Source organism: Bacteroides sp. AF29-11, assembly GCF_003602895.1.
GTDB lineage: Bacteria > Bacteroidota > Bacteroidia > Bacteroidales > Bacteroidaceae > Bacteroides > Bacteroides uniformis.
The window spans coordinates 258,098-278,745 of sequence record NZ_QTLY01000009.1 but is presented as its reverse complement, the minus strand read 5'-3'; the positions used below and the strand labels follow the sequence as shown (position 1 = coordinate 278,745).

General features: G+C 45.4%; 13 protein-coding genes. All 13 read left to right on the top strand.

Going from position 1 to position 20,648, the window contains the following annotated elements:
• Nucleotides 1-164: 164 nt before the first annotated feature.
• The 13 genes from DWZ03_RS16770 to DWZ03_RS16710 all read left to right on the top strand — a co-directional run bounded on the left by DWZ03_RS16770 (nucleotide 165) and on the right by DWZ03_RS16710 (nucleotide 20,593).
• Nucleotides 165-3,350, top strand: coding sequence for a SusC/RagA family TonB-linked outer membrane protein (locus tag DWZ03_RS16770; protein ID WP_120130419.1), 3,186 nt, complete (start codon nucleotides 165-167; stop codon nucleotides 3,348-3,350).
• 48 nt (nucleotides 3,351-3,398) lie between these two features.
• The gene (locus tag DWZ03_RS16765; protein WP_120130418.1) at nucleotides 3,399-5,078 is read left to right on the top strand and encodes a SusD/RagB family nutrient-binding outer membrane lipoprotein; all 1,680 of its coding nucleotides are present in this window, start codon (nucleotides 3,399-3,401) and stop codon (nucleotides 5,076-5,078) included.
• A 30-nt stretch (nucleotides 5,079-5,108) separates the two neighbouring features.
• Entirely contained in the window at nucleotides 5,109-6,359 is a 1,251-nt protein-coding gene (locus tag DWZ03_RS16760) for a hypothetical protein (protein WP_117958580.1), read from the top strand.
• Between the two features lie 21 nt (nucleotides 6,360-6,380).
• Entirely contained in the window at nucleotides 6,381-8,636 is a 2,256-nt protein-coding gene (locus DWZ03_RS16755) for a glycoside hydrolase family 3 C-terminal domain-containing protein (RefSeq protein ID WP_120130417.1), read from the top strand.
• Between the two features lie 157 nt (nucleotides 8,637-8,793).
• Entirely contained in the window at nucleotides 8,794-11,388 is a 2,595-nt protein-coding gene (gene xyl3A, locus DWZ03_RS16750) for a xylan 1,4-beta-xylosidase (RefSeq protein WP_117588986.1), read from the top strand.
• A 198-nt stretch (nucleotides 11,389-11,586) separates the two neighbouring features.
• Entirely contained in the window at nucleotides 11,587-12,543 is a 957-nt protein-coding gene (locus DWZ03_RS16745; protein ID WP_117588956.1) for an SPFH domain-containing protein, read from the top strand.
• Nucleotides 12,544-12,555: 12 nt separating this feature from the next.
• Nucleotides 12,556-13,914 (top strand): alpha/beta fold hydrolase, encoded by a 1,359-nt coding sequence (locus tag DWZ03_RS16740; protein WP_117588957.1) that lies wholly within the window; start codon nucleotides 12,556-12,558, stop codon nucleotides 13,912-13,914.
• 66 nt (nucleotides 13,915-13,980) lie between these two features.
• Nucleotides 13,981-14,187 (top strand): hypothetical protein, encoded by a 207-nt coding sequence (locus DWZ03_RS16735; RefSeq protein ID WP_005823802.1) that lies wholly within the window; start codon nucleotides 13,981-13,983, stop codon nucleotides 14,185-14,187.
• 317 nt (nucleotides 14,188-14,504) lie between these two features.
• Nucleotides 14,505-15,887, top strand: a complete 1,383-nt coding sequence (locus DWZ03_RS16730; RefSeq protein ID WP_005823799.1) for a hypothetical protein — start codon at nucleotides 14,505-14,507, stop codon at nucleotides 15,885-15,887.
• Between the two features lie 29 nt (nucleotides 15,888-15,916).
• Nucleotides 15,917-17,068, top strand: coding sequence for an imelysin family protein (locus DWZ03_RS16725; RefSeq protein ID WP_117713599.1), 1,152 nt, complete (start codon nucleotides 15,917-15,919; stop codon nucleotides 17,066-17,068).
• Between the two features lie 109 nt (nucleotides 17,069-17,177).
• Nucleotides 17,178-18,611 (top strand): di-heme oxidoredictase family protein, encoded by a 1,434-nt coding sequence (locus DWZ03_RS16720; RefSeq protein ID WP_117588987.1) that lies wholly within the window; start codon nucleotides 17,178-17,180, stop codon nucleotides 18,609-18,611.
• Between the two features lie 29 nt (nucleotides 18,612-18,640).
• Complete coding sequence (locus DWZ03_RS16715; protein ID WP_005823796.1) at nucleotides 18,641-19,852, top strand: porin; 1,212 nt, start codon at nucleotides 18,641-18,643, stop codon at nucleotides 19,850-19,852.
• Between the two features lie 24 nt (nucleotides 19,853-19,876).
• Nucleotides 19,877-20,593 carry a hypothetical protein gene (locus DWZ03_RS16710; RefSeq protein WP_009037108.1) on the top strand — a complete coding sequence of 239 codons (717 nt, stop codon included), beginning with the start codon at nucleotides 19,877-19,879 and terminating at the stop codon, nucleotides 20,591-20,593.
• Nucleotides 20,594-20,648 lie beyond the last annotated feature (55 nt).

Here is a 20,648-nt window from a genome sequence, read left to right as displayed (position 1 = left end):
ATAAGTTCGAATTGTTGAAAGTATTTGTATTGAAAATCAGTGCCTTGTGATAAAATGCAAGAATTCAAACCTGATATGTGGGGATTCAAACCTGATGAATGGATACTTTAATGAACTTTGCGGCCTAACCGAGAATCTGGTTTACAAATTTTATTATTAATATTATGAAAGTAAAGAAATGTAAAAACACGTTACTCTGCGGCACACTTACTCTCTGTTTGTGGGGAGGTTTTTCGCAAGTGAGGGCTGCTTCATTTGAAAATTTTGCAATAGAACAGCAAAGCAACAAAGTAACAGGTATTGTGAATGATGAGTTTGGTCCGGTGATAGGAGCCTCTGTTGTTGAAAAAGGAACCAGCAATGGTGTAGTTACTGACCTGGATGGTAAATTCAGTCTGAATGTTAAACCTGGAGCAACATTAATCATCAGTTTTGTAGGATACAAACAGCAAGAAGTAAAGGCTGGTAATGCTCCATTGAACATTGTACTTGAAGAAGACAGCAAGATGCTGAGTGAAGTGGTCGTAACTGCTTTAGGTATTAAGCGCGAGCGTAAGGCTCTGGGATATGGTGTGGCTGAAGTGCAGGGTGAAGCGTTGACCAAGGCCAAAGAAACGAATGTCATCAATTCAATGGCGGGCCGTGTTCCAGGTTTGGTAGTGACCCAGACTGCAGGTGGAGCTTCCGGTTCTTCCCGTGTGATATTACGTGGTAGTACAGAGATGACTGGTAATAATCAGCCTTTGTATGTGATAGACGGTGTACCTTTGGATAATACCAATTTTGGTAGTGCCGGTACTTACGGCGGTTTTGACCTTGGTGACGGTATTTCCAGTGTCAATCCTGATGACATTGAAAGCATGTCGGTGCTGAAAGGACCTGCTGCCTCGGCTCTTTATGGTAGTCGTGCCAGCCACGGTGTGATTCTTATCACGACCCAAAAGGCCAATAAGGATAAGGTTAGCGTGGAATACAACGGAACGCTGACTTTTGATACTCAGTTGGCTAAATGGGATGATGTTCAGCAGGTCTACGGTATGGGTGCCAACGGAACTTATCCCATTAACGCGGTGTCTAATACGAACATGAGCTGGGGTGCCAAAGCTGACGGTACCAATATGCTTAAGTATTTTGATGGTGTGGAACGTCCTTACCTGATAGTTCCTGACAATACTTCCCAGTTCTTCCGCACAGGCTTTACTGCAACTAACAGTGCTATCATCGGGGTGAATAATGGCAAGACCGGTATTCGTTTCACCTATACTGATATGCGCAATAAGGATATTGTGCCAAAGACTCACATGAGCAGGGACATCTTCAATTTGCGCGCCAATACCAGTGCCGGGAAGTTTGACTTGGATTTCAGTGTTAACTATACCCGTGAAGATGTGAAAAATCGTCCTGCATTGGGAGACAGCAAATCGAATATTGGAAAGAATTTAATGACTTTGGCCACCACTTATGACCAGGCATGGCTCAAGTCTTATCAGGATGCCAGTGGTGAATATGCCAACTGGAATGGTATGGACCCTTATAATGTGAATCCTTATTGGGATGTTTACAAGAACTCAAACAGCTCTAAGAAAGACCAATTCCGTTTCAATGGTAAGGTTGTCTGGAACATCACTCAACACCTGAAGGTACAAGGAACAGCAGGAGCTGAGCTTAATTGGTTTACTTTTGAAGACTACAAGGCTCCTACCACGCCGGGATATGAATCCGGTTACTTGCAGAATAATAATTTCCGTAATCGCATGTATAACTTCGAGCTTCTGGCCCTCTATAATAACTCTTGGGGGAATTTCGACTTTAATGCGACATTGGGAGGTAACTTGTACAAAGTGAATAACCAGACTATAGTCACTACTGCCAAGGACATGAAGATTCGCGATGTGGTGGCTTTGATGAGCTTCAATGAAGTAAGTGTAGAGCCTTACAGTTATCGTAAGCAGATTAACTCTATTTATGGTGCCGTTAACTTGGGTTGGAAGCACATGCTTTACTTTGATGCAACCCTTCGTGGCGACCAGTCTTCCACATTACCCATCAGTAATAACATGTATATCTATCCTTCTTTCTCCGGTAGCTTTGTATTCTCCGAGTTGCTGAAGTTGGGTGACAAACTTCCTTATGGTAAAGTGCGTATGTCATGGGCGCAAGTTGGTAGTGATACCGATCCATATCAGCTCGGATTGGTGTATACCAAGTCTAAGTTTGCTTATCCCGGTTATACTATTGGTTATATCAGTAACGGTACTATCCCCAATAAGGATTTGAAACCTACCAAGACCAATTCATTCGAAATGGGTCTGGAACTGAAATTCTTGAAGAACCGTATCGGCTTGGACTTCACTTATTACAGCCAGCTTAGCAAGAATCAGATTATGGGTATGGCCAGCTCCTCGACTTCCGGCTACGGCTATCGTTTGATTAATGCGGGTGAAATTGAGAATAAAGGTGTGGAAATAGCTTTGAACACTCGTCCGATTCAAACGAAAGACTTCTCTTGGGATTTGAATTTCAACTTCTCGAAGAATAGTAATAAGGTGAAGAAACTGGTGGACGACATGGATATGTTTGAACTGGAAAAGGCTACATGGCTTGACGTACAAGTGGCTGCCAAGGTAGGTGAGAATTTCGGCTCTATCGTAGGTCCCGACTTCCAGCGTAACGAAAATGGTGATATTCTTATCGATCCCTCAACCGGATTGCCTATGTACGACAAGAGCAACCATGTGCTGGGAAATGCATCTTGGGACTGGACCGGCGGTGTTTATACCAACTTCTCCTACAAGAATATTTCACTTTCTGCCGTGTTTGATGTGAAGGTAGGTGCTGACCTTTATTCTATGTCAGCTCGGGCCGCGCATGAAACAGGCAAGAGCATGGCCACTTTGGAAGGCCGCGAAGCATGGTATAAGTCCGAAGAGGCTCGTCAGGCAGCAGGCTATGCCAAGGATTCTCCTGACTGGATACCGACCGGTGGTTTCATTGCTCCGGGTGTGATTGACAATGGTGACGGCACCTATCGTGAAAACGACATTATAATTAATCCAGAAAAGTACTGGATGAATGTTTGCCGCAATGCGCCTTCTATGTTCATCTATGATAACTCTTATGTAAAGTGCCGCGAAATCACGCTGAGCTACACCTTACCTAAAACCTGGTTGAAGAATGTAATAGACGGACTGACAGTATCGTTTGTAGCCCGTAATCCGTTCATTGTCTGGAAAAATATTCCAAACATTGACCCGGACTCCAACTACAACAATACCACCGGTATGGGTATGGAGTATGGTTCACTGCCTTCACGCAAGAGCTACGGCTTCAATATTAATGTAAAATTCTAAGAGACCCCATACAATTTATCCAATACATTATTAAAAAAGATATATACAATGAGACACTATAAATCATATATCACAATGGCGTTGGCAGCATGTACTTTGTCTTTTGCTTCTTGCAGCGATGAGTACATGGAGAACATGAATACCGATCCCTCAAAGGCTGCAACCATTGACCCCAACGCACAGCTCACGACTGCCCAACTCCATACTTATGGTGACCTGGAGGTGAGTGAAACTTACCGTAGCTACATTTATGCCTTTAATCAGCAACTGATGGGCTGCTGGAATACTACGAATTATGGTGGCCGCCATACACTTGACCTTAACGAGATGGGGCATATCTGGCAGAACTACTATTTGAAAAATATCAAGGACCTTACCGATGCGCAGGCACGCACTACGGATGATGACGAGAAGGTGAACATCAATGCGGCTGTCCGCATCTATCGTGTCTATCTCATGTCTCATCTTACTGATATTTATGGTGATGTACCTTACTTTGAAGCGGGAAAAGGCTTTATTGATGGTAAGTTCACGCCTAGATATGACACGCAAGAAGAGATATACAATGACTTTTTTGCGGAACTCGACGCTGCCGTAACAGCTTTTGATGGTACCAAGGACCGCATCACCGGAGATGTCATTTATAACGGTGATATAAACAAATGGAAGAAGTTTGCCAATTCACTCCGCTTGCGTTATGCTATGCGTATCTCGGATGCCAACCCACAGAAGGCCCAGGAAGAGTTTGAAAAAGCTTTGGCTGCAAATGGTGGTATCATTGTCTCTGGTGCTGATGACGCACTGATTCCTTATTTGGATATTGCTTTTGACTTTGGTGGCGAAAGCTATTCCGACTATCGTCGCAACGCTTTGTCACAACGTCTGTATGGTAACGACCCTCGCAATAACCCCAGTTTTATCTGCTCTACTTTTTATAATCAGCTGTTCAATACTGGTGACCCTCGTTTCCTTGCTATCATACGATTCTACTTTGACCAGATAATGAGCACAACCAGTACCGAAGGCCGCATTGATATCACTGAAGAGGTATTGGCTAAAAATATGGCGCATCCGCGCGATCCAGGTGCATTCTTCTATGAACCTTGGCCCGAAGCGTACGAGAGCGACCTTATAAAAGAATTGCAGGAAAGCAATCCTGCCATTGAAAAGATTTCCATGGATACAGAAACGGAACCCAAGTTGGCAAGTAACTTTCTTGAGGGTGAAAACCCGGGAGTGGTTATAACCTCGGCCGAAGTGGACTTCCTGCTGGCAGAAGCTGCTCTGAAAGGATGGAATGTGGCTGGCTCCGTAGAAGAGCATTATAGAAAAGGTGTACGTGCGGCTATGGACTTCTTGACGGACAATTACGGATGTGATAAAGTAACTGATGAAGAGTTCGACAACTATATGGCCAATAACATCATTGGTTACACGGTAGAGCAGAAAAAGGCATCTATCAATACGCAGGCATGGATTCTGCATTTCACCAATCCGTTGGAGTGTTGGGCTAATTTGCGCCGTTCCAACTACCCACAGCTAAAGTCTCCTGCAGAGTATGGCTTCAGCCAGGTTCTTACTGGGGGAGCAGCTATCCCGGTCCGTCTGTGTTATCCTGTGCTGGAATCTTCATACAATAAGAAAAACTATGAGGAAGCGCTGGAGCGTATGGGAGGTAATAATAGCTGGAATACCCCTGTGTGGTGGGATAAAAATAATGTTCAATAATTTCTGTTCAACATCAAATTAACTATCAATATGAAAAAGATATATGTTATGCTGTTTGCCATATTGGCATTCAACGCCTTCTTGACAAGCTGCAGCGACGAAGAGCCGTTCTCTACGGCTACGCCCAATGATGAGCCTCGTATACTCGACCCTACCTTTCCGGATCGGGTCAATGGAAATTTGGCCACATTTGCCAATTTCAGTCGTGACGGCAAATTTTCGATGAAACTCACGGTGACTCCCGCGGACTATACTACCGTAACCTGGTTTGTGGATGGAGAAGAAGTGGCTACCGGTACTGAAATAGAAAAGGAATTTATGGCAGGAACTTATCACCTTAAAATAACAGCTACCACCACTGTTGGGAAATCCACTTACCGTGAGGGGCTTATCCAGGTAAATCCTTTAGTGGATGACCCCAGTGCCACTGAAGTGGCATTCGAACGTATTGTGGCTCCCGGTAATAAAGCTTGTCTTTACGGCGATAACCTGGATAAAGTGGAAAGCATTCTTATTGGTGGGATGGCTGCCACGGATATTACTTATGTGGAGTCGGAAGATGGCAATTATGTGGAATATACTGTGCCTGCCGGCTTGTCGGAGGGAGACTACCGGGCTATTTTTATCGATGCCGAAGGAAATGAATATGGCGCCAATAAAGTGAAAGTGACTAAAGGGGCTATGATTACAATGGGAGCCAACCGTGCTACCGTTGGTACGGCATGGATAATGACCGGTATTAATCTTGATGCTGTTGCCTCGGTTGCGGTAGCTGATGTGGAGGTAGTGGAATTTGCAGAGCAAACTACCACTTCTCTCACGCTGATTTGCCCGGAACTGGCAGAAGGGGAATATACAGTGACTGGTAAGACCAAGACTGGTGAGAGTATACAGTTCTATGCCAATGGTGAAGTTACTACAGAACAGAAAGTTACTATCTCTTCTGAGAAAGCCCTATGGGAAGGCCATCATTATGTGTCTTGGGACAAAGCGGACGGTGATCCGAACAAATCGTTCAACCTAATTCCTCAAGAAGTGATGACTGCCCTTAAGCCGGGAACTATTTTGCGGGTGTATTATTCGATAGAGCCTACAGCAGAATATCATCAGATGCAACTTGCTACCGGTTGGTGGACAGGGCTGATGGATAAGATAGAATTCAGTGAAGATGGTGTTTACGAACTGATTATCACCCAAGAGGTTATTGACAAGATAAATGCTGAGGCCGGATTCCTTTGTGTGGGACACGGTTACTATGTTGACTTGGTAACAGTTCAATAATTTCTAATAAAGAGTGAAAAAATGCATACTTACATTTTACGATTTTTTCTGCTGTTTGCTGCATCTGCCACAAATCTTAGTGCACAGATACCCATATATCAAAATCCTGATATGCCTATCGAAGTGCGCGTTGAGGATGCGTTAAGCCGTATGACACTTGAAGAAAAGGTGGCACTTTGCCATGCGCAGAGCAAGTTCTCATCGGCAGGGGTGCCCCGTTTGGGTATTCCAGAGTTGTGGATGAGTGATGGACCTCATGGAGTTCGCCATGAGTTTGAATGGAATACTTGGAATTATGCGGGTTGGACCAACGACTCTATTACGGCTTTTCCTGCTCTTACGGCTCTTGCCGCCACTTGGAATCCGGATATGGCTGCACGCTATGGCAAGGCTATTGGCGAGGAGGCACGTTATCGTAAGAAAGACGTATTGTTAGGTCCCGGTGTCAATATCTACCGTACTCCCCTTAATGGGCGTAACTTTGAGTATATGGGTGAAGACCCTTATCTTGCCGGTGTGATGGCGGTTCCTTATGTCAAGGAATTGCAAAAGAACGGTGTTGCTGCTTGTGTGAAGCATTTTGCATTGAACAACCAGGAGCTGTGGCGTGGTACCGTTGACGTTGAAGTGAGTGACCGTGCTCTTTACGAAATCTATTTGCCTGCTTTCAAGCAGGCAATAGTGGAAGGGGGGGCATGGAGCGTCATGGGAGCTTATAACAAGTATCGTGGCCAGCATTGTTGCCATAATGCCCGTCTGCTCAATGATATTCTACGTGATGAATGGGGTTTTGACGGTTGTGTCATTACGGATTGGGGAGGAGCTCACGACACCAAAGAGGCTGCTCTTAATGGTCTTGACATTGAAATGGGGTCTTATACCAACGGTTTGACTTCGGATAATAGCTTGGGGTATAATCTCTATTATTTGGCAGACCCCTATCTGGAGATGTTGAAGAAGGGGGAATTGCCGATGGCGTCAGTGGATGCGAAAGCGAGAAATATACTGCGTCTGATTTTCCGGACTTCATTGAATCAGAATAAGCCGTATGGCTCACTCTGTACCAAAGAACATTATGATGTGGCTAAAGTAATAGGTGACGAGTCCATCGTACTGTTGCGGAACAATGGCATTCTTCCATTACAAGCTGATAAGTATAATCGGATATTGGTGGTTGGTGACAATGCTGTCCGTAGACTTACGGATGGTGGCGGTTCGTCGGAATTGAAACCAAAAGATATGATTTCTCCACTTGATGCACTGCGTGCCCTATATGGTGATAAGATAGAATACACCCAGGGTTATGCATGTGGCCGTCCCTTTTTTGGATATGAGGAGGAAATGCAACAGACGGTGATAGACTCTTTGCGTGTTGAGGCTGTGGCAAAGGCACGGCAGGCAGATGTTGTTATCTATGTGGGAGGTTTGAATAAAAATGCTTTTCAGGATTGTGAATCTACTGACCGTAAGTCGTATAATTTACCTTTTTCTCAAAATGAATTGATAGAAGAGCTTGTTGCTGTCAATCCAAATCTTGTGATAGCCAATATCAGTGGCAATGCTTATGCTATGCCGTGGTTGAAGAAAGTGCCTGCAATCCTGCATATTTCTTATTTGGGGACCATGGGAGGAGCGTCGATTGCAGATGTTATCAGTGGTAAAGTGAATCCATCGGGTAAACTGCCTTATTCTTTCCCGGTGAAGTTAAGCGATTGTTCGGCGCACTCTTTTGGTGAAGGGGCTTATCCGGGTATCGATACTGGCAAGGAAGATGTGTCTTTGACGGATTATCAGCGCAATGTCGGTGTCAACCCTAAAGAAGAGTATAAAGATGATATTTTAGTAGGTTATCGTTGGCACGATACAAAGAAGATTCCGGCTCTTTTTAGTTTTGGCCATGGATTGAGTTATACTTCTTTCAAATACGGCAAGTCTCGGCTGTCATCGAAGACGATGGATGAAAAAGGAAGTATCAAGGTGACAGTGCCTTTGACTAATACGGGTACGAGGATTGGTAAAGAAGTTGTACAACTTTATCTTGGGGATCCGGTGTGTAGCGTTATCCGTCCATTGAAAGAGTTGAAGCACTTTACAAAAGTAGAGGTCGAACCTGATGAAACTGTTCAAGTGGAATTTGTTATCACTTCTGATGATTTGAAGTTTTTTGATGAGGCAAGCCATCAATGGGTAGCTGAACCAGGAGTATTCAATGTGTATGTCGGGACTTCATCTGCAGATATTCGTTGCATGCACTCCTTTAAATATATATGTGATTGACGTAATAATTCAACGGCAATTAAACATATATGTGAAGAAAACGTACTGCCTTTTAGGCAGTACGCTGCATAATGAATCATTCTTTTGAAGCTTGAAATTTAATCAATATCCATTATCTTTGTATATTTGGATAGATAATTGCTAATATAAAACCATGATGAAACAGAAACTTCTTTACCTTTTGCCACTCTTCCTATTGTCGGGATGTGGACAGGTTACTTACAAGAATGCATCTCTGCCGGCAGAAGAGCGTGCCGGACTTTTGCTGAAGGAACTGACGCTCGAAGAGAAGGTGTCCTTGATGATGGACAGCTCCAAACCAGTGGAACGCCTGGGCATCAAGCCCTATAACTGGTGGAATGAAGCGTTGCATGGAGTGGCGCGTGCCGGGCTGGCCACAGTGTTTCCCCAACCGATTGGTATGGCGGCATCCTTCTCGCCGGAGACTGTATACGAGGTATTTACTGCTGTTTCTGATGAGGCCCGTGCCAAGAATGCCTACTATACATCCCAGGAAAGCCATGAACGCTATCAAGGATTGACGATGTGGACGCCTACAGTGAATATCTATCGCGACCCCCGCTGGGGAAGGGGTATAGAGACTTATGGGGAAGACCCTTATCTGACCAGCCGTATGGGTGTGATGGTTGTAAAAGGTTTGCAGGGTACGAACGATGGAAAATATGACAAGCTGCATGCTTGTGCCAAGCACTTTGCCGTACACTCCGGTCCGGAATGGAACCGCCATGAGTTTAATGCGGAAAATATCAAGCCCCGTGATTTGTATGAAACTTATCTTCCTCCTTTCGAGGCTTTGGTGAAAGAAGGAAAAGTGAAGGAGGTGATGTGTGCCTACAACCGTTTTGAGGGCGATCCTTGCTGCGGTAGCGACCGCCTACTGATGCAGATTTTGCGCGATGAGTGGGGATTTGACGGTATTGTCCTTTCGGACTGTGGAGCTATTGCCGATTTTTACAGAGACTATGGTCATAAGACGCATCCTGATGCAGAGTCCGCTTCGGCGGCTGCGGTGCTGAGTGGAACTGACTTGGAGTGCGGTTCGAGTTACGAGGCCCTGGTAGAAGCGGTGAAGCAGGGAAAGATTGATGAAAAAGCAGTGGATGTAGCAGTCAAGCGTCTTTTGACGGCTCGCTTTGCCTTGGGTGAAATGGACGAGCCGGAGAAGGTGTCCTGGACCGGCATTCCTTTTTCTGTGGTGGCTTCTGCCGGACACGACTCTCTGGCGCTCGACATGGCTCGCAAGTCAATGACACTGCTTATGAACAAGGATAATACCTTGCCGTTGAAGCGTGGAGGGCTGACTGTAGCCGTGATGGGTCCGAACGCCAATGATTCTGTGATGCAGTGGGGAAATTATAACGGTATGCCTCCGCACACAGTCACCATTCTGGACGGAATTAGAAAAGCCTTGGGGACTGATGACCGGCTTATTTATGAACAAGGCTGCGGATGGGTGGAGAGAGCTCAGATACAGAGCGTCTTCAACCGTTGCAAGACTGCCGACGGGAAACCCGGATTTACTGCACGCTACTGGAATAACGTGACTCGTGACGGTGAGCCAGTCACTACTGCCCAAGTGACCACTCCTTTCCATTTCTGTACATCCGGTGCCACGGTTTTTGCTCCGGGTGTGAACCTTACCGACTTCTCGGCTACCTACAACAGCGTATTCACTCCCGACCAGTCGGGAGAGGTGGTCTTTGACATCTATGCTTATGGCTCAGGGAGATTGCGGATAAATGGGGAGGAAGTGAGAGGATTCTCCAATCAGCACGGTGGGCAGAAGAGTGCTTATACTTTGCAGGTACAAGCAGGAAAAACGTATGACGTTGAATTGGATTTTGAATATTTCCGTAGCGATGCACAGTTGAACTTTGACCTTGGATTTAAGAATGAAGTGGATGTGAGGAAATCTGTGGAGCGTGTAAAGGATGCTGATGTCGTGGTCTTTGTGGGAGGAGTCTCTCCGAACCTCGAAGGCGAGGAGATGGGTGTTGAGCTTCCCGGATTCAGAGGAGGCGACCGTACCGATATAGAGTTGCCTGCTGTCCAGCGGGAACTGATTGCCGCTTTGCACCGTGCCGGTAAAAAGGTGGTGTTGGTGAACTGTTCAGGTTCTCCTATCGGCTTGGAGCCGGAAACCGGGAGGTGTGGAGCTATCCTGCAGGCATGGTATCCCGGTCAGGCAGGTGGTACGGCTGTAGCCGAAGTCTTGTTCGGTGATTACAATCCGGCAGGACGCTTGCCGGTCACCTTCTACCGTAATGTGTCACAGCTTCCTGATTTTGAGGATTATAATATGACCGGCCGGACTTACCGTTACATGACCCAGGAACCGCTTTTCCCCTTCGGTCATGGATTGAGCTATACCTCTTTCTGCTATGGCGCTGTGGTGCTTGGTTCGGATAATATAAAGTCCGGTGAGAAATTGAGATTGAATGTCCCCGTAACCAATACCGGCAAATGTGACGGTGAAGAGGTTGTGCAGGTCTATTTGAAGAAAAACGATGATGTCGAAGGACCGAGCAAGGCATTGCGTGCTTTCAAACGGGTACATATCCCGGCAGGAAAGACGGTCGATGTAGAGTTTGATTTGGGCGATAAAGAGTTGGTGTGGTGGAATCCGCAAAGCAATACCATGTGCGTTTCCGAAGGCAGTTATGAACTTATGGTGGGCGGTAGCTCGCAGACTGCTGGTTTGCTGCGCCGGTCTTTTGTCATTCAGCCTTGATACATTGCTGACAAAGTCGAAAAAGAAAATTCCGCTTGAAGGTAAGTCATGACCCTCAAGCGGAATTTTTGTGTACTGGGGATACATGTTCTTAATAATCCTTAATACAATATGTTAACTTCCTTGCTTCTCTGTTCTTATCTAATTTTAATTGATATATTTGTGATATCATTATGATATCAATTAAATCTATAGAATATGGAAACAAAAGAGTGTGGTTTCAGTGGTTTCAAGATGAATGGCTTTTTGGCCTTGTTCCTTCATTTGGTAGTGCTTACGGCAGTGATAATCTTTGGGTTTATCATTTCTGTGCCTACCTTGATCCTTTCGGTGTGTCTGTGTCTGATATGGTTTATTATGTTTGCCGGCTATATGGAGCTGGAGCCGAACGAGGCGCGTGCTATGGTGTTCTTTGGTAAATATAAAGGGACGTTCAAGGAGACCGGCTTTTTCTGGGTAAACCCTTTCCTTAATAAGAAGAAGCTTTCGCTTCGTGCACGCAACCTGGATGTGGAGCCGATAAAGGTGAACGATAAGATTGGTAATCCTATTCTTATAGGACTGGTATTGGTGTGGAAGCTGAAGGACACCTATAAAGCCATGTTTGAGATTGATTCACAAACAATGGCTGCATCCGCTCCGACAGCGGGTAATGCGAACCAGGTCAGTCTTGGCAATGCGGTGGCCAACCGTATGAATGCGTTCGAGAATTTCGTCATGATACAGAGTGATGCCGCTCTTCGCCAGGTTGCCGGTCAGTATGCCTATGATGATAATGAGGCTGATACGGAAGAGTTGACACTTCGTTCGGGCGGTGAGGAAATCAATGAACAGCTGGAGCAGAAATTGAATGAACGCCTGGCCATGGCAGGTATGGAAGTGGTGGAAGCGCGTATCAACTATCTGGCATATGCGCCCGAAATTGCCGCTGTGATGCTGCGTCGCCAGCAAGCATCTGCCATTATTACGGCACGCGAGAAGATTGTGGAAGGGGCAGTCTCTATGGTAAAAATGGCGCTCCATAAACTTTCTGAAGAAGAAATTGTTGAACTGGACGAAGACAAGAAAGCAGCAATGGTCAGCAATCTGTTGGTAGTGCTTTGTGCGGACGAGGCTGCCCAACCGGTAGTCAATACGGGAACGTTGAACCATTGATAAAGGATACGGATGAAAGAGATGGGAGGCATAGGACGGTGGGCTCTTATACTGCTCTTGCTGGGCAATGTATATGGGGGCTTTGCACAAGATGCGAATACTGCGCGCGCGCAGCACATTTATGAATTGTTTGTGGCAGGGCAAGGTGACAGCATCCATGCGGCATTGAACCGGGAGTTGCAGGAGAAACTGGCTCCGGCACTCTTCAATGATTCTTTCCGGCAAGCAGAGAAAATGTTTGGTAAATCCATATCAAAAGGAGAATGGAAGACCGATTCTGCCCAGGGAATTACTATCTATTATTCCGATGTGGAATTTGAACGTTATAATCTCCGCTTTCTAGTGGCTTTTGATGCTGACGGGGCACTGAATACAATCCGGCTAGTCCCTGCACCTGCTGTTAGCACTGCCCAACCGGTAGCCTATGATAAGACAAAAATGGATGAAAGGGATATTACGCTGGGAGCCGACGGCTACAAGCTTCCCGGAACGTTGACTTTGCCCAAGAGGGCAGTCGGTTCGGATGTATGCAGGGTTCCTTGTGTTATTCTGGTACATGGTTCCGGTCCTCACGACCGTGACGAGACGATAGGTCCCAACAAGCCTTTCCGTGACCTGGCCTGGGGATTGGCGGAACGCGGCATTGCCGTCGTCCGCTATGAAAAACGGACAAAAGCATATGGTGCGGCTTGCGTTCCTGCCGGTCGCGAACTCGATTATGATACTGAGGCCGTGGACGATGCCGTTGCCATAGTGGAGCAGGTAAGGGCTTTGCCCGAGCTGGCTTCTGACAGTGTGTATGTGTTGGGGCACAGCCTGGGAGGTACATTGGCTCCCCGTATTGCCGGGCGTTCGAAAGGTTTGGCAGGTATCATTATCCTTGCCGGACTGGCAAGACCGCTTGAAGATGCTCTTGAGGAACAGTTTTATTATACCTCTTCTTTGACGGATTCTTCAGTCAATGTAAAGGCTCAACTTGATGAACTGAAACAACAGTTGGTGAATGTCAAAAAGCTTGGTACCGAAGAGTTCGATGAGGCAATTCCCTTACCATTGGGGCAGCCCCGCTCATATTGGCTGTTTGCCAACGCTTACAAACCGGTGGAGGTTGCCGCTAAACTAAAGCTGCCCATATTTGTTCTTCAAGGGGAGAGAGATTATCAAGTGACTATGGAAGACTTCGGTTTATGGCGTTCCGGTCTGTTGCGTTGTAAGAATGCGTACTTCAAATCTTATCCGAAATTGAATCACTTGTTGCAGGAAGGCAGCGGCAAGGCGACTCCGTTTGAGTATAGCCATGCTTCGCCCGTCCCGGCATATGTTATGGATGACATTGCCTCCTTCGTGCGGGGCAAGCAGAATACTCTTTGATTGGTACTTGGTTATATCAAAGTAACTTCAATCATAAATCGTAAATTGTTAAATAGTAAATAAATAGTGGCTAAAAAAGAAACTTCAACCAAAAGCTTTGTCCTCCGTGTGGATGCTGCAACGATGGATGCCATTGAAAAATGGGCAGCCGACGAGTTCCGTAGTACCAATGGACAGCTTCAGTGGATTATCGCTGAAGCATTGCGGAAGAGTGGGCGGATGAAGAAGTCCAAGAATCCTCCTCCGTCTGAAGAGAAAGCAAAGGAGGATTAGTGATAACAGATTCTAAATCGTAGATAATATGATTAATCTTGGTCCTTATTCCGGCAAGAAATGCCCTAATGTCCGTTTCCAACCCACTGTGCTTGACCGTATTCTGGAAGGTACGGCCCTGCTTATCGTGCTCGTTACGTGGATTAGCATTTTAATAGTTCTTTTACCATTTATCCTCCTTTTTCATCTTTATTTGTTGTTATAAATCTGCCATTACCTACTAATGGTTACTCTTTCTCTTCTTTTCGCAATTTTTAGGTATTGTTCTCCTTTTTAACTACCTCTACCTTTGCTCCCAACAAAATTTAAGATAAAAGATGAGAAAATTAACTGGCTTATTCGTTTTATGTTTTTTGCTTTCTGCCAATGCTTTGCAGGCTGCTGAACCTGAAAAAGTTACTTCTGCAGCAGAGAGTACGGAGATTTCAACAGACAAAGAGAAAAAGGAAAAAGTAGCGAATGATGGCGACAACTACAAGAAATTCCGTTTCGGTGGATACGGAGAAATGGTTGCAAGTTTTAAGGATTATGGTATTAACCGTTTCTATGGTGCACCTGAAGGCAATCCAGACAAACATAGGAATACAATTTCTATACCCCGTTTCGTGTTGGCTCTGGATTACAAGTTCAATTCCAAATGGATACTCGGTGCTGAAATCGAGTTTGAATCCGGTGGTACGGGTACTGCTTATGAACTTGAGAATACGGAAAACGGTGAGTATGAAACGGAGGTGGAAAAGGGTGGCGAAGTGGCTATCGAGCAATTCCACATTACCCGTTTAATTGTTCCACAATTCAACATACGTGCCGGTCACATCATTGTCCCGGTAGGATTGACCAACGCCCATCATGAACCAATCAATTTCTTTGGAACTTATCGGCCGGAAGGAGAGACAACCATCCTTCCTTCTACGTGGCATGAAAACGGACTCGAGTTTTTTGGTTCTTTTGGAAAAGGATATGCCAGCTTTGATTATCAGGCCATGATAGTGGCCGGTCTGAATGCCAATGGCTTTGACCGTAACACCTGGATAGCAAGTGGCAAACAAGGCATCTTTGAAGAAGACAACTTTACTTCACCGGGCTATGTGGCTCGTCTGGACTATAAGGGGGTTCCGGGGTTGCGTATAGGTGCTTCGTTCTATTACTGCGCTGATGCCGGTTCCAATTCTGACAAAGCGGATACTTATTCGTCTACCGGTAAGATTCCGGTAAGAATTTATACGGCAGATGCCCAATACCGTAATAAATATGTGGTTGCCCGTGCCAATATGGTATACGGAAATTTGGGTAATTCAGCGAAGCTTAGTGAGGCAAATACCAAATTGTCGAATAAATCTCCTTACAGCCGTATAACCCCCATTGCAAAGAATGTAGTCAGTTATGCAGCCGAGGCCGGTTTGAATATCAGCGCTTTCTTCAAAGGAAACAGGAAAGTTCCGGTTATCTACCCCTTTGCACGTTATGAATATTATAATCCGCAAGAAAAGGGAGAGGCCAGCCAGATAATGGAGAAACGTTGTCAGGTAAGCATGTGGACTGCCGGATTGAATTGGTATGCCTTGCCTAATCTGGTGGTAAAGGCTGATTACACTACCCGCCAAATCGGAACAAACAAGGTTTTTGGAACTGGCAAGTATAATAGTGAAAATGAGTTTTCGATCGGTATTGCCTATATCGGTTGGTTTGTCAAGAAGTAGATGAATAGTAATCAATTAATTTTATACAGATGAAGAAAAATTTCTTTTATGCGACAGCTTTGGTATTAGGGCTGGCATTTACGGCTACTGCTTGTAGCGATGATGATGACAACAGTACAGTTAATCCTGCTGACATTGAGTATAACTCGGAGAATGCGGCAAGTTGGCACAACTACATGAGAAATGTGGCGGCTTTGTTGAAGACAGATGCCACCAATCTTTATGATTCTTGGAATACGAGTTATAAGGGTGGGGCAAGTTTTGCAACTTCCTTCAAAGCTCATAATGGTGCCTATAACTTTTCAAGTGCCTGGAACTGTATAGAGCAGGTTATCGACGGTTGTGTTGAAATCTCCAATGAGGTAGGTGAGACGAAGATTGGTGATCCATATAATAAATATATGGCAAACAATGTTATAGAGGCCCTCTATGCTGTTGAGTCATGGTATAGCTGGCATTCCCGTGATGATTATACCAATAATATTTACTCAATCCGCAATGCCTATTACGGCTCTTTGGACGGTAAGGTGAGCGACAAGTCAATTTCAAAATTGGTGGCTGGAGTCAATGCGGAGTTGGATATGAAAGTGTCGGCAGCTATCACTACGGCAGCATCGGCTATTCAGGCTATTCCCCAACCTTTCCGTAATAATATCAACAGTCAGGAAACGGTAGCGGCTATCAAGGCTTGTGAAGAACTGGAAAGTGTATTGGATAAGGAGTTGAAACCTTATATCAGGGACAATAGCACCATTAACAGCAATGAAGCACTTGACCCGATTGTTGAAAATTATGTCAATGTTGTGGTTTTGCCTACCTATAAGGATTTGAAGGAGAAGAATAGTACGCTGTATGACGCTGTGGTGGCTCTTGCCAACAATCCCTCTAACAGTGCTTTTGAGACGGCATGCAATGCTTGGATAACAGCCCGTGAACCTTGGGAGGAAAGTGAGGCGTTCCTATTTGGGCCGGTGGATGAGCTGGGACTTGACCCGAATATGGATAGTTGGCCTTTGGACCAGAACGCCATTGTCCAGATTCTGAATTCCCAGAAATGGGGCGATTTGGAATGGAGCGAGGGTGATGATGATGCAAAAGTTGAATCTGCTCAAAATGTACGCGGATTCCATACTTTGGAATTCCTGCTTTTCAAGGATGGCAAGCCTCGTACAGTTAAATAAGAATTATTTATAAACAATACTCAAGAAGTAAAGGGGAGGATTTGGAGAATCCTGCCTTTACTTCTTTGGCATGTTTGGATATGCCATTATTAAAAAGTAGATAAAGATGATGAATCGTTTAATGAGATATTCATGTCTTCTCCTTTGTTTGTCGGCAGGTTTGACTGCTTGTGATGATGATGGGATTGACGTGTTGGATATAGAGATTCCTGAAGGATACGCTCTGTCTGCCGGAACGTCCACAATCTTCATGAATTCATCCAAGGCCTATGATTCACCGGCAGACTGGGTGTCGGGTGTTTACAACAGTCGCTTTAATGATGGTGACGGGCTTTACGATGATGTGCGTACGAGTAGCAATGGCATGGGAGGTGGTCTTGGCCCAGTCTATGCGGGGTATTCTTGTGGCAGTTGTCATCGTAATGCCGGCCGTACCAAACCGACGCTGTGGAGTGAAGGTGGATCGGGTAGTTACGGGTTTTCCTCGATGCTGGTTTATATAAGCCGCAAGAATGGTGCGTTTTTTCAGGATTATGGTCGTGTCCTCCATGACCAGGCAATTTATGGAGTGAAACCGGAGGGGAAGCTTTCTGTGGAGTATACTTATGAGACTTTTACCTTTCCCGACGGAGAGAAGTATGAACTTTGCAGACCGGCTTATTCCATATCCGAATGGTATGCTGACAGTATAAAGCCTGAAGATATGTTCTGTACGGTGCGTATCCCGTTGAGACATGTCGGTATGGGGCAAATGATGGCTTTGGAAGCTACGGAGATTGAAGCGCTTGCTGCAAAAAGTAATTATCCGGAGTATGGTATAAGTGGCCGTTGCAATTACATTACCGAACGTGGTGTGAGAAGCTTGGGGCTGTCGGGAAATAAGGCTCAACATGCGGATTTGACTGTTGAACTTGGTTTTTCAAGTGATATGGGTGTTACCAATAGCCGCTATCCGGAAGAGATATGCGAGGGGCAGTCCCAGGTGAATCAAGGCAGCATGATGGGGCTTTCTTATGCCCAGTTGGATGTTTCTACAGAAGATATGGAAGATGTTGACTTGTATATGCAGAGTCTTGGTGTTCCTGCACGGCGTAATGTGAATGACCCGCAGGTGATAAGGGGAGAACAGAATTTCTATAAAGCCAAGTGCCATCTTTGCCATGTCACCACGTTGCATACCAAGCCTCGGGGCTCCGTGCTGTTGAACGGTACCCGTTTGCCATGGTTGGGAAGTCAGACAATTCACCCCTATTCGGATTTTTTGCTGCATGATATGGGCTCCGAAATTATGGGAGTCGGTCTGAATGATAACTATGTAAGTGGGTTGGCGCGTGGCAATGAATGGCGCACTACTCCGCTTTGGGGTATCGGGCTTCAGGAAAAGGTAAACGGACATACCTACTTCTTGCACGATGGTCGTGCTCGCAATCTTGTTGAAGCCATAATGTGGCATGGGGGAGAGGGAGAAGCATCGAAAAATCTCTTTAAGAACATGAGTAAGGATGACCGTGATGCCCTGATTGTATTTTTAAATTCACTTTAGAACTAATAAGCTTTATATAAAAAGTAATTATGAAGAAATTTTTATATGTCGCCATGCTGGCTGTTTTGCCTTTGACCGCTATGGCGCAACATGAGGAAGATACGGAGAATGGTGTAGTGTCATTGGCCGGAAGAGAAGGTTTTACCATTGAAACAAAGAAAGGTGATTTTGTTTTCAAGCCTTATCTGTTGGTACAAACGAGTGCTAATTTCAATTGGTATGATGATGAAGGCTTGGATAAGGCTTATAACCAAGATAATATTGCCAATTCGGGTTTTTCCATTCCTTATGCCGTACTTGGCTTTACTGGCAAGGCTTTTGGAAAAGTAGCTTTCAATCTGTCCATCAATGCTGCTGCAAGTGGAGGAGCGCTGTTACAGCAGGCGTGGTTTGATGTACAGCTGAAAAAACAATTTGCGATTCGTGTCGGAAAGTTCAAGACTCCATTCTCGCATGCCTATCTGACAACTCTTGGCGAAACACTGCTTCCCCAGTTGCCGGTTTCTCTGACGTCTTCTGTAATTTTGCCTTATTCGTTGAATGCCGTGACGCCTAATATCGGTACGGGATTTGACCTGGGTGTTGAAATTCACGGTCTGGTGGCAGATAAGTTCGGTTATGAAGTCGGCTTGTTCAATGGAACCGGAGCTTCCGTGAATACAGCTTCAAAGACGATGAGTGATGACTGGCATATCCCTTCATTGCTGTATGCCGGACGTCTGACTTATATGCCCAAGGGGGTGATGCCTTCCACACAAGGTAATCCTAACCGTTTGAACGAGGATAAGATATTATTCGGTCTTTCGGGTTCTATCAATGTGGAGAGTGAAAATGAGAGTACCAATGATACCCGTGTGGGGTTGGAATTTGCCATGTTGAAGAACAAGCTCTATCTGGCGGCTGAAGCTTATTATATGAATGTAGGTTTCACCAAACGGCAAAAGATAAATGAATCGTATAGCTTTTTAGGCGGTTATGTGCAAGGTGGTTACTTTGTCGCTCCCCGCCTACAGCTTGCCGCACGCTACGATATCTTCAATCGTAACGGTACGGATGACGACGGTTTCCTGAATATGCCTGCTGTAGGTATGAATTACTTTTTCAGAGGATGCAACCTGAAATTGCAGGCAATGTATCAGTATGTAGCCCGTTGGGGACACGACACGCAGCTCGACCGTGATAATGATAATTTAGGTCTGGCCACTCACTCTGCCACGGTGATGCTTCAATATACATTCTAAATGAAGTCAGGAAAGGATTCGTCTATGAAAAAATACATTCTTTTCTTTTTTCTGCCCGTGCTTCTTATAGGTCTGCATGCATGCGATGAGGGGAGAATTTATGAGAATGCCGTAGTGGCCACGGGTGAAGGACGCACAGTGAAGATGACAGGCCGGATTAGTGGTGTGGATAAGTGGTCGGGCGACTATAGTGTGGTAGTGGCAGGATTTGATGATGAAAGCGATTATGCCATTGTTTCAAAGGTTGTTCCGGTATCCGAATCGGATAATGATGAAATCCAGTTGACAATGTCCGGCATAACGGATGAGGTGACAACAGTCGAGCTATGTGTAATCAATAAGTTGAGAAAGCGCATTGTCAGTTTGGTGGCAATGGAATGTACTGAAATCGCTGATACTATACTTATGGATGCAGGAACAGTTGATGCAAGTATGTACAATGCCATTCAACAAAAAATATTCAATGCCACTTGTACGGCTTGCCATGGTCTTAGCACCACTCCGGGTGGTGGCTTGAATCTGCTGGAAGGACATAGCCATGCTGATCTGGTCAACCGGGCTTCAACGACGGTGGACGGTAAAATGAGGGTTATGCCCGGCAATGCGTCAGAAAGTGTCTTGCATCTCATATTGGGTACGGACATCAGCTCGGATTGGCGTATAGACCATTCTCAGATGATAACCTCATCTGATATGCAGTCTTTGATTGGCAACTGGATTGACGATGGTGCACAACCGTAATAATGATGGGTCTTACTGGTAATACCGGTACTTTTTTGAACAACAACGACTAATT

What these genes read in the sequence shown, in the direction of transcription:
- DWZ03_RS16770 (WP_120130419.1), top strand. Translation starts at nt 165, where the DNA reads ATGAAAGTAAAGAAATGTAAAAACACGTTACTCTGCGGCACACTTACT.
- DWZ03_RS16765 (WP_120130418.1), top strand. Translation starts at nt 3,399, where the DNA reads ATGAGACACTATAAATCATATATCACAATGGCGTTGGCAGCATGTACT.
- DWZ03_RS16760 (WP_117958580.1), top strand. Translation starts at nt 5,109, where the DNA reads ATGAAAAAGATATATGTTATGCTGTTTGCCATATTGGCATTCAACGCC.
- DWZ03_RS16755 (WP_120130417.1), top strand. Translation starts at nt 6,381, where the DNA reads ATGCATACTTACATTTTACGATTTTTTCTGCTGTTTGCTGCATCTGCC.
- xyl3A (WP_117588986.1), top strand. Translation starts at nt 8,794, where the DNA reads ATGAAACAGAAACTTCTTTACCTTTTGCCACTCTTCCTATTGTCGGGA.
- DWZ03_RS16745 (WP_117588956.1), top strand. Translation starts at nt 11,587, where the DNA reads ATGGAAACAAAAGAGTGTGGTTTCAGTGGTTTCAAGATGAATGGCTTT.
- DWZ03_RS16740 (WP_117588957.1), top strand. Translation starts at nt 12,556, where the DNA reads ATGAAAGAGATGGGAGGCATAGGACGGTGGGCTCTTATACTGCTCTTG.
- DWZ03_RS16730 (WP_005823799.1), top strand. Translation starts at nt 14,505, where the DNA reads ATGAGAAAATTAACTGGCTTATTCGTTTTATGTTTTTTGCTTTCTGCC.
- DWZ03_RS16725 (WP_117713599.1), top strand. Translation starts at nt 15,917, where the DNA reads ATGAAGAAAAATTTCTTTTATGCGACAGCTTTGGTATTAGGGCTGGCA.
- DWZ03_RS16720 (WP_117588987.1), top strand. Translation starts at nt 17,178, where the DNA reads ATGAATCGTTTAATGAGATATTCATGTCTTCTCCTTTGTTTGTCGGCA.
- DWZ03_RS16715 (WP_005823796.1), top strand. Translation starts at nt 18,641, where the DNA reads ATGAAGAAATTTTTATATGTCGCCATGCTGGCTGTTTTGCCTTTGACC.
- DWZ03_RS16710 (WP_009037108.1), top strand. Translation starts at nt 19,877, where the DNA reads ATGAAAAAATACATTCTTTTCTTTTTTCTGCCCGTGCTTCTTATAGGT.